The organism is Abditibacteriota bacterium (assembly GCA_017552965.1).
In the GTDB taxonomy this organism is placed as follows: Bacteria; Armatimonadota; UBA5829; order UBA5829; family UBA5829; genus RGIG7931.
The window spans coordinates 1-12,104 of the sequence record JAFZNQ010000063.1; the positions used below are offsets into that span (position 1 = coordinate 1).

A 12,104-nucleotide genomic window follows, 5' to 3' on the forward strand; every position below is an offset into this window, starting at 1 on the left:
CCTGCTCGCTCTCACCCCACAAAATCATTCGATTTTGCGGGGGCCCCAAGGAGGGGGGTCCTGAGATGAGCCTCCTTGCCATGGCGGGTGTGTACGGGGTCCCCGGCGAAAAATGTTTCGCCGGGGCAAATGCGCCGTACCCACGAAAAAAAGGGGGGTATGCGAAGGGGGGAAGCCCCCCTTGCCTGAACGAGCCGCGGAACGGTACGAGGTGATGAAAGCTGTTGCACTGTCGGAACGGCACTTGCGTATGACTGCTACACTCGCCTGCCCCGCGATACGGCCCCTCCCACCAGCCCTCTCTGCCAATGGCAGAGTAAGGAATGGGCTGGCGGGCCCCGTCCGTGGATCTCTTACCGCGGCCGGCAGGACGCCGAGGCGTTTGATATGTTGCCATTTCCGCCGGGATGACGAGAGAGTTTTCATTGCCCCGCGATACGGTCCCTCCCACCGGTCCGATCAATTCTTGTCTGTCCCTCGCCTGACAAGCAGCCCCTCATGCAGCGCGGCAAGGGTCGCCAGCGCACAGGCGCAGGCGCCGCTGCAGGTCAGATCGATCACGGACAGCGTCAGCGGCAATAGAAACAGCGCAACGCCTGTCGCCTTATTCAGCGCGGAATGGACTGCAACAAACTTGTTATGCATCACGTATCCGGCTATGATATTGACCGCTTTGATCAGCCCTATCACACCGGTCCAGACCACAAGCCACAGGGGAATATCCAGCGCCGGGATCAGCTTTATCAGGCATGCTGCTGCCAGAACCGTATCGGCCGCCGTATCCAGCTTCGCTCCGAATTCACCGGCAGTCCCCGTTTTTCTCGCGACGGTCCCGTCCACCATATCGCTGAGGCCTGCCGCCAGATACGTGGTATAGAAGACCGGCGAAAAAAGAGGAGCCGCCAGCACGCCGGCGCTGAAGACGAACCGAAGGCCGGTGATGACATTTGCCGTATAAAAGAGTTGTCCCCGCTTCAGCAAGCGATCGTCGGGTCGGCTGCATACCAGACCTGAGTGTCCCGACTCAGTGATTCTGAATCAGGCTCATCCCAGTCCACACCGTCGATCCAGGCTATAGTGAACTCATAGTGATTTGTTCTGGTGTGGGGGAGGACAACGTAGGACACGCCGTTATCCAGATAATCTACGTCAAAATCGTCATATACCCGCGACTGCACTTTGTCATCGATGAACACGCAGTCGGTAAAAGCCCCTATGTCCATCTTTATCCTGTCATCGTTGTAAAACGCCTGGCACATCATAAACTCACCGCTATCCGGGCTTCTATTGTATTCGCATATCGGCGAAAAGACGCAGGAAATATTGTGCTCCAGCCCGTCAGGCTGAAATCTGATGACTATCAGATAGCGGTCCCTGACGTCCGGGCACAAGACTTCTATGGGCGGCAGCTTCTTCGCAGTGTATGGCGACGACTCGCCGTCTATCCGAATATCTATAGCGCCAAAGGGCGTCTCCAGCTTTTGCGGCTCTGCCTTTTCCCGGTTTGTATTGCACTCACCTGTCATCTGAAGGTTTCTCCCTATAAAGTGTCCGGACGATCATTCATCCGTCAAAATTATTATACCATATTGCGGCAGAACCGCGAGCCTCGGTCACGGATCGGCCCGCCGGGACAGCAAGAGCCCCCACTGTCATCCCGGCACTGCAACCCGCGTCATCCCGGCGGAAACGGCCGGAATGATGCGGATCTTTCGGTAATGACGGCGAAGAAAGGACTCAGGCTCCCGCCAATCCCCGGGGAATAAGAGGCAGCAGGCAAAAAGCAAAGCGGCCGCAGTATCAGCTGCGGCCGCCTCGGTTCAAAGGGGCTGGTGGAGGCGAGGGGTATCGAACCCCTGTCCAAAAAAGCATTCAGACAATCGTCTACACGCGTATTCTGCATTTGATCCCGGCAGCTCCAACCTTGCAGACACAGGTAAAAAGCTGCCAGACCCGATAAGATGTCTTCCAAACGGTCACGGGCGTCCCGCCGGAATGATCTGACTTGGGTTGACCCCTGCCCTCACCGAGTCAGAAGCAGTGAGTTAAGAGGCTCGCTGTCAGGCAGCGAGAGCAAAACTTTCGTTGTTGCCGTTTAATTTTTAATTCCCGCTTTTAACGAGGCCAGCGGGTCCTCGGCGCGCAGATTGAAGAATAACTTCCCTGTCGAAACCATACGCCCCCATAAGACTAAAAAAGCGTGCCCGAAGGGAGTCGAACCCCCGACCTACAGGACCGCAACCTGTCGCTCTATCCACTGAGCTACGAGCACACATCTCAGACAATCTATATTATACTTCATTTTGCGGCGCTTGTCAAGAGCGCCGGGCCCCGGAGGGCCTAAGGCTTTTCGTCATACACGGTCTGCAGTATCACGTCCCCCACCCGCTTCAGGCTCTCGGGGCTGCACTTGTCCGCCGTGTCTTCGGGGGTGTGCCACCAGGGATAGTCAAAGTCTATCACGTCCACGGAGGGCACCCGGGCGATCTCGTTGAGGGGCAGGTGGTCGTCGTGGATGGCGTATTTTACCTTGTCGGCAAAATAGTCCCCGTAGCCCAGGCTGCGGGCTGTGTCCCAGATGGCGCTGACCACCCGGGGAGCATACACGGTGGAAAGGGACTCCCTGTATATTTGCAGGTCCTTGTCCCCCACCATATCCAGGAGAATAGCGTAGCGCACCTGCTTTTTCTCTCCCTTCCACACAAAATGCCTGTCCGTATGGCGGCTGAACCAGGTGGAGCCCAGATACATGCCCTCCTCCGTGTGTCCGTAGTCTTCTCCGTCAAAAAACACGTAGATGACCCCCACGGAGGGCTTTTTTGTCGCCAGCTGCCGGGCTATCTCCATCAGCGCGGCGCAGGAGGAGGCTCCGTCGTTGGCTCCCGGGCAATATCTGAGGGCGTCCTTGCCCTTGGCCTGATCGCTGAAGGGGCGGTTGTCCCAGTGGGAGCAGAGCATGATCCAGGTCCGGGCCTCCGGGTTCTGCACCGCAACTATGTTGGTGAGCTTCAGGCTCTTGCCCTCGGCCCGGGCGGCGAACCGGTCCTCATACACCTTGGCGCAGTATTTGGCCATCTCGCCCTTGATGAGGGCGACGCACTTTCGGGCCCCGGGCTTCCCCGGGGACCTGTCGCCTATGTCGGTCTGACGGACCAGCAGGCTGTAGGCGCTGTCTCCGTCAAAGGCGCCCCGGGCGTTGCAGGAGCTCATGAGCAGGGCCGCCAGCAGGGCGGCGCATATACACAGATATTTCATTCTTCGGTGATCAGTCTTTGTTCAAAGGGGTCCGCCGGGGACTGCTCGGCCAGATACATGGGGATCACGTCTCCCATGGTCAGGTCCTCGTCGGTGGCGTCCTCCGCGTCCCACAGCTTCCAAAAGCCCAGCACGCCTTCGGCCAGGCTCTGGCTCATGGCCACCGAATATATGACGCCGTCCGCCAGAGGCTCAAAGGCGCCGTCCCGGTCCCGTATCTCCGCCCTCACCAGAGAGCCCTCCTTCATGGTGACCCTCAGGCCGCTCACGTGCATAAAGGCGGGGTTGGCTCTGGGGTAGAGAAAGAGGGACTTGGCCAGGGCCTGCTTGATGACGCTGCCGGTGAGATTCACCGAATACACCCGGTCGCTCTTCACCGCCGCCAGGCTCACCAGCTCCTCCGCCGGGGCGTCCCCGGGGCAGGTGATCTCTCTCAGGTCGCTGCTGATGACCAGGGCCGCGTCGGTCCTGGCGGCGTATCTCAGGGCGTCCGCCACCAGATTGCCGCCGGAGGTGGTCTGCTTTTGGGCGCCCTCCGAAGAGACCGGCTCCTCAAAGGCGGCGCAGGCCACAGCCGCGGCCAGCAGCAGCAAGACTATGAAAGGCCGTGTCATTTCAGCTTGCGCAGATTGCCCTCGATGAACATGTCTATACTGCCGTCCATCACGTTGATCACGTCGCCGGTCTCGATGCCGGTCCGGTGGTCCTTCACCAGAGTGTAGGGCTGAAACACGTAGCTGCGTATCTGGTTGCCCCACTCTATGCTCTTTACGTCGCCTCTCAGCTCGGCCAGCTTTTTCTCCTCCTCCTGCTTTTTGATGGCGGTGAGCTTGGACTTCAGGATCTTCATGGCGCCTTCTCTGTTCTGCATCTGGCTCCGCTCGTTCTGGCAGGCCACGGTGATGCCCGTGGGCAGATGCACTATGCGGACCGCCGTCTCCACCTTGTTCACGTTCTGGCCGCCGGCGCCCTTGGCCCGGTAGGTGTCTATACGCAGCTCGTCCGGATTGATGTCCACGCTGTCCGACTCGGCAAACTCGGGGGTCACATCCACGCCGGCAAAGGTGGTGTGGCGCCTTTTGTTGGCGTCAAAGGGAGAGATGCGCACCAGCCTGTGCACCCCGCTCTCCCGCCGGAGATAGCCGTAGGCGTAGTCGCCGGACACCAGGGCCGTGATGCTCTTGGAGCCGGTCACGTCGCCGGGGGTCTGGCTCAGGATGCTGACGGCAAAGGAGTTCTTCTCCGCCCATCTGGCATACATGCGAAACAGCATCTCCGTCCAGTCGCAGGCCTCGGTGCCGCCGGCGCCGGAATTGATCTCCAGTATGCAGCCGCTGCGGTCATAGGGGCCCGAAAGAAAGGTGAGGAGCTCTATCCTGTCCAGCTGCTTCCGGGCTTCGGAGAGGTCCTTCTGCAGGTCCTCCGCCTCGGGGCTCAGCTCGTCGTCTATCATTTCAGCCAGCTCGCATATGTCCGACAGGCTCTGCTCCAGAGCCGTGACGGGAGCCAGAGTGGCCTTGAGGGAAGCGGTGCGTCTCAGCGCCTCTCCGGCCTTGGCGGCGTCCTCCCAAAAGGCAGGCTCCGCGGCCTCCGCTTCCAGAGCGGCTATCTCCTCCGTCAGCTTGTCTCTGTCCAGATGCTCGCATATACCCCGCAGAGCTTCCTGCATGGCGGAGGCTTCGTCAACCACACTTTTGAGCATTACAGCTCCCCTCTCTCATACTTGGGCAGGCAGCACTTCTTGAACTTTTTGCCGCTGCCGCAGGGGCAGGGCTCGTTGCGCCCCACCTTGGGTATCTGTCTGGTCTTGGGAGCGCTCCTCTGGGCCTCGCCGCCGCCCTCCATGGTGTTTTCCTGCAGGTTCTGATACTGCCTGAAGGCGGGCCGGCGCTCCTCCTCCTGCTTCACGAACTGCAGCTTGAACATGGTCTTGACGATGGTGTCCTGGATCATGTGCATCATATCTTCATACAGATAGTAGGCTTCGCGCTTGTATTCGTTCACCGGGTCCTTCTGGGCGTAGCCCCTGAGGCCTATGCCGTCCCGCAGGAAGTCCATGGCCGACAGGTGGTCCACCCAGGCGTCGTTGATGGTGCGCATGGCCACGTAGCGCTCCATTTCCCTCATGAGCTCGCTGCCCAGCTCCTGCTCCTTGGCCTCGTAGGCGGCGGCGCCGATCTCCTGCAGCTTGTCCGTGAGCCGGTCCCGGTCGGTGATCTGTGACAGCTCTTCCTCGCTGATATAGTTGTTGATGGGCAGTATCTCGTAGATGTGGCGATACAGGCCCTTGTAGTCCCACTCGCTCTTCTGCACGCCCTCGGGGCAGTAGATGATGACCGAGTCTCTCATCACGTCGGACAGATGGCCGGTGACCGTGTCCTTCAGGTCCACCCCGTCTATTATCTTGCGGCGCTCGCTGTACACGGAATGGCGCTGCTCGTTCATCACGTCGTCAAACTGCAGCACGGTCTTTCTCTGGTCAAAGTGATGGTATTCCACCTTTTTCTGGGCCTTCTCGATGACGGAGGACAGCAGCTTCACGTTGATGGGCATGCCCGGATCCCAGCTCTGGAGCATGGGATGGTTGGCCTTGTCGCCGAAAAGGCGGATGAGCTCATCCTCAAAGGACACGAAGAACTTGGAGGCTCCCGGGTCGCCCTGACGGCCGGAACGGCCTCTGAGCTGGTTGTCTATACGCCGGGATTCGTGGCGCTCGGTGCCTATGATCTTCAGGCCGCCCCGCAGAAACACGTCCTTTTGGTTGTCGCTCATGGTCTCCCACTTGCCGGGATTGTTTTTCTGCCAGGCGCCAAAATCCCATTTGCAGCTCTGCTCGTCTATGGGCACGTATATCTCGGGCTCCTCCCCGTCAGCGGACTCGCCGTTGTCCTTGCCGCCAAGAGTGATATCCACGCCGCGGCCTGCCATGTTGGTGGCGATGGTCACCGCCCCGCGGCGGCCGGCCTGGGAGATGATCTCGGCTTCTTTTTCATGGAACTTGGCGTTCAGTATGTTGAATCTGATGCCCTGCTTGAGAATGCTTTTCAGGGCGTCCTTGTAGAGGGGCTCCAGATGCAGTATGGGCAGCAGCAGCTCCAGGTTGGAGTCGGACATGATGTTGGTGTCCAGCCCCAGCTCCTTCATGAGGCGGCCGAACTTGTGCACGTCCAGGTCGTCAAAGGACCGGTTGATGGCTTCATAGCAGGCGGCTGCCAGCTCCTTGGATATCTGCTTGTTGTCGGTGATCTTGTCGCGGATAAGCTCCGTGACGCACAGGGTCTGGAGCCGCTCGGACAGCAGCCTCTCCGCCACTCTTTCCGACACGCCTATGCTCCTGGTACCCACCAGCACCGGCTGCTGACGGCAGTTGTCCGACAGTATCTCCATGGTGATGCCCCGGAACTTGTGGTCCTCGGTCTTGTACACCACGTCCGGCTCGTCCTTTCGCATGGAGGGCTTGTTGGTGGGTATCTCTATGACGTCCAGGCCGTATATCTTCTTGAACTCCTCTTCCTCGGTCATGGCCGTACCGGTCATGCCGCTGAGCTTGGTGTAGAGGCGGAAAAAGTTCTGATAGGTGATGGTGGCCATGGTCTGGCTTTCTTCGGCGATGGTGCAGTGCTCCTTGGCCTCCACGGCCTGGTGCAGGCCCTCGCTCCAGCGGCGGCCGAACATCAGACGACCCGTAAATTCGTCCACGATGATGACCTGGCCGTCCTTGACCACGTAGTCCTTGTCCCGGATAAACACGGCGTGGGCCTTCAGGGCCGCCTGGATGTAGAAGTTCAGGTCAAAGTTTTCGGTGGCGGCCAGGTTGCCGCAGCCGGTGAGCTCCTCTATTTTGGCGGTGCCCTCTTCGGTGAGCATGGCTGTCCTGGCCTTTTCGTCTATGGTGTAGTGCCTGTCCTTGCTCAGCTGGCTCACCCACCGGTCCGCCTTCACGTACATCTCGGAGCTGCGGGTGCCCCTGCCGGAAATGATGAGAGGGGTCCTGGCCTCGTCTATGAGGATGGAGTCCACCTCGTCCACTATGGCATAATTGAGCTCTCTCTGGGTCAGGTCTTCCTTCCGGAAGCACATATTGTCTCTCAGATAGTCAAAGCCGAACTCGTGGTTGGTGCCGTAGGTGATGTCGCAGTCGTAGGCCTCCCGCCGGCTCACGGGCCTCAGGCCGTTCCACTCGGTGGGGGTCTCATACTCCACCTTGTAGTCCGGGTCGTACATATAGGACCGGCCAATGTCGCCGGTCTCGGCGCTCTGGCCGTGGATGGAGCCTACAGTCAGGCCCAGCAGATGAAACACGGGGCCGTTCCAGCGGGCGTCTCTCTTGGACAGGTAGTCGTTGACCGTGACCAGATGGGCTCCCTTGCCCGACAGGGCGTTGAGATACAGAGGCAGAGTGGCCACCAGGGTCTTGCCCTCGCCGGTCTTCATCTCGGAGATCCGCCCCTGATGCAGTATGATACCGCCTATCAGCTGAACGTCATAATGCCTCTGGCCCAGGGTCCTTTTGGACGCCTCCCGCACCAGAGCAAAGGCCTCCGGCAGCAGGTCGTCCAGGGTCGCCCCTTCCTCCAACCGCCTCTTGAACTCAAAGGTCTTTTCCTTCAGAGCCTCGTCCGGCAGCTTTTCGTACTCCGGCTCATAGCCGTTGATGACTTCCACCACCTTGCGGCATTTGTTGACGATCCGTTCGTTCTGATCAAAAATATTCTTCAAAAAGCTCATAGCAATTCCCGGGGTATATTATAGTAATAGAATCCAATTATATGATAACAGATTTCACGCGTATTGTCGAGTGCACCCATTTCAGAATACGGCAACAGGCCCCTTATAGTTCCTGTCTGCTGCGGGCGGCGGCGGCCCGCACCGCAGGCGCCAGCTGAACCACGGCCTCCGCCCGGTCTATGACGTCGTGCTTGTCCGTGGCAAAGACTATGCTGTCCTCGGTGAACCTCAGATCGGGATACTTGCGGGACAGAGCCTCCCTGCATTTGGGAGTCAGCAGAGTGTCCGCCAGCACCGCCCTGCAGCCGCCGGCGGCGGAGACTATCCGGGCCACTCCCTTTTCCCTGCACAGTATGCGCAGGCCCAGTATACGGAGCAAGTTTTCCGTCTCGGGAGGCATTTTGCCAAAGCGGTCCTCCAGCTCCTCCCTGATGTCCCGACGGGTCTCCTCGGCGGTGCAGGAGGCCAGCCGGTTGTAGATGAGCAGCCGGGGCCCGTCGGCCTCTATGTAGCTCTTGGGGATGTAGGCGCTGACGGCGATGCCCACCGGCGGCAGCTCCTCCGCCTCGTCCCTGATGCCCCTCAACCTGTCTATCTCCTGGGACACCATCTGGCAATAGAGGTCAAAGCCCACCGCCTCTATGCAGCCGTGCTGGCTCTCCCCCAGCACGTTGCCGGCGCCCCTGATCTCCAGATCCCTCTGGGCGATGCGGAAGCCGGAGCCCAACTCGGAGAACTCCCGCAGGGATTCCAGCCTCTTCTGTCCCGCCTCGGTAAAGCTGTTGCGGTAGAAGAGATAGGCGTAGGCCTGCCTGGTGGACCTGCCCACCCTGCCCCGCAGCTGATAGAGCTGGGCCAGCCCCAGAGACTCGGAGCAGTCTATGATGATGGTGTTGGCGTTGGGCACGTCCAGACCGTTTTCTATGATGGTGGTGGCCACCAGCATATCCAGCCTGCCCTCGTAGAAGTCCACCATGACCTCCTCCAGGTCCCCTTCGTTCATCTGGCCGTGGGCTATGTCTATGGCGGCGTCGGGCAGCAGCTCCTCCAGACGGCTGCACACCTCGTCTATATCCTCCACCCGATTGTGGATAAAGAACACCTGTCCGCCCCGCTCCAGCTCCCGGCGGGCCGCCTCGGCGGCCATATTCTCGTCGTATTCCCTCACCACCGTCCTGATGGGCATGCGGCCCTCGGGAGCGTCCACTATGTTGGAGAGCCCCCTGATGCCGGAAAGGGCCATGTGGAGGGTGCGGGGAATGGGAGTGGCCGACAGGGCCAGGGTGTCTATGTTGCGCCGCAGCTGCCTCAGCTTTTCCTTGTGGCGGACCCCGAAGCGCTGCTCCTCATCTATGATAAGCAGGCCCAGGTCCGCAAATTCCACGTCCTTTGACAGCAGCCTGTGGGTGCCTATGACTACGTTCACCGAGCCGTCCCTGATGCCGGCCAACACCTTTTTTTGTTCCTCTCTGGTCTGAAAGCGGGACAGCTGGGCTATACTCACGGGAAAAGGCGCCAGCCTCTCGGAAAACGAGGCGAAGTGCTGCCGCACCAGCACGGTGGTGGGGGCCAGCACCGCCACCTGCCGCCGGTTGCACACGGCCTTGAAGGCGGCCCGGATGGCCACCTCGGTCTTGCCAAAGCCCACGTCGCCGCACACCAGCCGGTCCATGGGCTTCCGGCTCTCCAGGTCCGCCTTCACGTCCTCTATGGCCCGGAACTGGGAGGCTGTCTCCCTGTAGGGGAAGGACTCCTCCAGCTCCTCCATGAGCTTGTCGTCCTTGCCGTAGGCGTAGCCCGGCAGAGTCTCCCGGTAGGCGTAGAGCTCCACCAGGTCCCTGGCCACCTCGGCGGCCCTGTTGCGGGCCCTGGTCTTTTTCTTTTCCCAGTCGGAGGTGCCCAGCTTGGAGAGGGCGGGAGTCCCGTCGCTGCCGGTGTATTTGCGTATGAGCTGTATCTGGTCCGTGGGCACGTACATTTTGGCCCCCTTGGCAAACTCCAGCTCAAAGGTCTCCACGGTCATGCCCAGAGCCGTCCTGTAGGAGACGCCTCCGTATTTGGCTATGCCGTTTTCCACGTGGACCACTATGTCCCCGGGCTTCAGGTCGCCGTAGGAGGAGATGGCGGCGGAATCCTTGGCAAAGCGCCGCACCTTCTGCACCTTTTGGGTGCCGAACATGTCGTTGTCCGTGATGATCCATATCCGGGCGGACTTGATGAGGCAGCCCTTGTCCAGAATGGCCCTCTGCAGCATGAAGGAGTCCGTCTCCTCCACTCCGTAGTCAGGGAGCAGCTCTCTCATGCGGCTGATGCGGGTGGTGGCCAGGGCTATGCGGTAGCCCCGCTCCTTGCGCCTTTCCACCGCCTTCATGAGCTCCCCCATCCTGCCCGTGTAGCTGAGGTTGTCCTCGGCGTCCGTCTTCACAGTGTAGTCCGCCGGCTTCAGCCAGCGGCAGTCGGCGCCGTGTTCCGCCAGCAGAAAGCCCGCCCCGGAGGACAGACGGCGGAGCAGTATCTCGCTGTCGGCGAGATAGCCGGTGCGGTCGGACACGAAAAAGCCGTTTTGCTCGGCGGCGGCGAGCTTGGACGCTATCTTGCCCAGTCGCCGGTCCAGGGTGTCGTCCGCCGACGAAGGCTCGCTGAGGACCAGCAGCCAGTTGCCGGTCATATAGTCAAGAAGGGTGGTCTCGGGATAGACGTAGGGAAGATAGTATTCCAGCAGGTCAAAATACCGGCCGTCGGACAGCCGCTCCAGATCCCCCTCCAGACTGCGCAGCATACGGGGGCCGGCGTTGTGTCCCAGACGGTCGGCGGTCACCCGGGCGTCCTCCCTCAGCCGGGCTACGGCCCCGGCGGGGATGCGGCCGGCTATGACCTCCCGCACGGGCAGCAGCCTGACCCGGTCCGTGTCCTCTATGGAACGCTGATTTTCGGGATCAAAATACCTGAGAGAGGTGATCTCGTCCCAGTCAAAATAGATCCTGACGGGATATTCGCTGCCGGAGGGAAACACGTCCAGTATGTCGCCCCGGCGGCAAAAAACGCCGTGGTGGTCGCATATCTCGCTGCGGCTGTAGCCCAGGGCGGAGAGTTTGTCCGTCACCCGGTCCACGTCCTCCCGGTCCCCCGCCGCAAGGGCGATGACGCCGGAGAGCAGCTCCTCCCGGGGCATGGTCTTCTGCAGCAGGGCGTTGACGGGAGCCACCACCATCACCCGGCTGCTGTTTTCCGCCAGCGCATAGAGGGCCGCCAGCCTCTCGCCTATGCCCGTCAGGTCCGGCCCGGTCTCACCGTAGCTGTGATTGAGAGACATGGGATAGTAAAAGAGACTGTCTGCGGGCACGCCGTAATAAGGCAGCTCGTGATAGAGGCTCTCCGCCTCCTCCTCGGTGCCCGCCGCCAGCAGCACGTGCCCCCCGGCGCGGCGGTAAAGCCCCGCCGCCACCAAAGCCCGGGAGCCTCCGGCAAGGCCGTCAAAGAGCACGGTCCTGCCCATTCGCTGCCGCTCAACTGCCTTGGCGGGTATGAGCTCGGGAGAGTCTGCCAGTTGTTCCAGTATCATGATATATCCCTTTCACTATGTCGTTATTCTGTTTGCCGGGCCGCGCCGGCGGGCGGGCCCGGGGGTCAATAAGATCGTCATCCCGGCCAAAACGGCGCCCGGCGGTCAACAAAAGCGTCATCCCGGCCAAAACGGCGCCCGGCGGTCAAGTCAGAACGTCATCTCGGCGGTTGAGCGTATGCGAAACCGGTAAGAGATCCCCTGTAATGGAAGGACAGACCCGGGCAACGCGCCGGGCCCACCGCCGGAGAAGACTGGCGGGCGGGACCCGTTTGCCCGTTCCTTGCTCTGTCGCAGACAGAGAGGGCAAATGGGGAGGACCCGGTCCCCGGAACAGACGAGCGTTTTCCACTGTCCCGTTGAACTTGTCCCTTGCCGTGGCTCGCGGTCCTATTACAGGGGATCTCTTACCGCCAAGCCCGACGGCTTGTCGCCGGGATGACGTCTGTTGTTGAACGGGACAGCATTGCCCTCACCGCCGGAGAAGACTGGCGGGGAGGACCCGGTCCCCGGAACAGACGAGCGTTTTCCACTGTCCCGTTGAACTTGTCCCTTGCCG

General features: G+C 60.7%; 7 protein-coding genes, 1 tRNA gene and 1 other RNA gene. All 9 read right to left on the reverse strand.

Annotation, left to right across the window (positions count from 1 at the left end; translation table 11 throughout):
- Positions 1-459: 459 nt before the first annotated feature.
- Complete coding sequence (locus tag IK083_06095) at positions 460-978, reverse strand: CDP-alcohol phosphatidyltransferase family protein (protein MBR4749123.1); 519 nt, start codon at positions 976-978, stop codon at positions 460-462.
- Positions 975-1,526 carry a hypothetical protein gene (locus tag IK083_06100; protein ID MBR4749124.1) on the reverse strand — a complete coding sequence of 184 codons (552 nt, stop codon included), beginning with the start codon at positions 1,524-1,526 and terminating at the stop codon, positions 975-977. The genes IK083_06095 and IK083_06100 overlap by 4 nt, the downstream gene beginning before the upstream one ends.
- Before the next feature lie 304 nt (positions 1,527-1,830).
- Positions 1,831-2,184: a transfer-messenger RNA gene (gene ssrA, locus IK083_06105) on the reverse strand.
- A 15-nt stretch (positions 2,185-2,199) separates the two neighbouring features.
- A tRNA-Arg gene (locus tag IK083_06110) sits at positions 2,200-2,272 on the reverse strand.
- A 68-nt stretch (positions 2,273-2,340) separates the two neighbouring features.
- The gene (locus IK083_06115) at positions 2,341-3,255 is read right to left on the reverse strand and encodes a M28 family peptidase (protein MBR4749125.1); all 915 of its coding nucleotides are present in this window, start codon (positions 3,253-3,255) and stop codon (positions 2,341-2,343) included.
- Complete coding sequence (locus tag IK083_06120; protein MBR4749126.1) at positions 3,252-3,869, reverse strand: 5'-nucleotidase C-terminal domain-containing protein; 618 nt, start codon at positions 3,867-3,869, stop codon at positions 3,252-3,254. Before IK083_06120 ends, IK083_06115 begins: the two co-directional genes overlap by 4 nt.
- Positions 3,866-4,957 carry a peptide chain release factor 2 gene (gene prfB, locus IK083_06125; protein MBR4749127.1) on the reverse strand — a complete coding sequence of 364 codons (1,092 nt, stop codon included), beginning with the start codon at positions 4,955-4,957 and terminating at the stop codon, positions 3,866-3,868. Before prfB ends, IK083_06120 begins: the two co-directional genes overlap by 4 nt.
- Entirely contained in the window at positions 4,957-7,983 is a 3,027-nt protein-coding gene (locus IK083_06130) for an SEC-C domain-containing protein (GenBank protein ID MBR4749128.1), read from the reverse strand. Before IK083_06130 ends, prfB begins: the two co-directional genes overlap by 1 nt.
- A 103-nt stretch (positions 7,984-8,086) precedes the next feature.
- Positions 8,087-11,545 carry a transcription-repair coupling factor gene (gene mfd, locus IK083_06135; GenBank protein MBR4749129.1) on the reverse strand — a complete coding sequence of 1,153 codons (3,459 nt, stop codon included), beginning with the start codon at positions 11,543-11,545 and terminating at the stop codon, positions 8,087-8,089.
- Positions 11,546-12,104 lie beyond the last annotated feature (559 nt).

Bases quoted from the DNA above. Each gene is read 5' to 3' on its own strand.
- prfB (MBR4749127.1), bottom strand. From the start codon at position 4,957: ATGCTCAAAAGTGTGGTTGACGAAGCCTCCGCCATGCAGGAAGCTCTG.
- IK083_06120 (MBR4749126.1), bottom strand. From the start codon at position 3,869: ATGACACGGCCTTTCATAGTCTTGCTGCTGCTGGCCGCGGCTGTGGCC.
- IK083_06115 (MBR4749125.1), bottom strand. From the start codon at position 3,255: ATGAAATATCTGTGTATATGCGCCGCCCTGCTGGCGGCCCTGCTCATG.
- IK083_06130 (MBR4749128.1), bottom strand. From the start codon at position 7,983: ATGAGCTTTTTGAAGAATATTTTTGATCAGAACGAACGGATCGTCAAC.
- mfd (MBR4749129.1), bottom strand. From the start codon at position 11,545: ATGATACTGGAACAACTGGCAGACTCTCCCGAGCTCATACCCGCCAAG.
- IK083_06100 (MBR4749124.1), bottom strand. From the start codon at position 1,526: ATGACAGGTGAGTGCAATACAAACCGGGAAAAGGCAGAGCCGCAAAAG.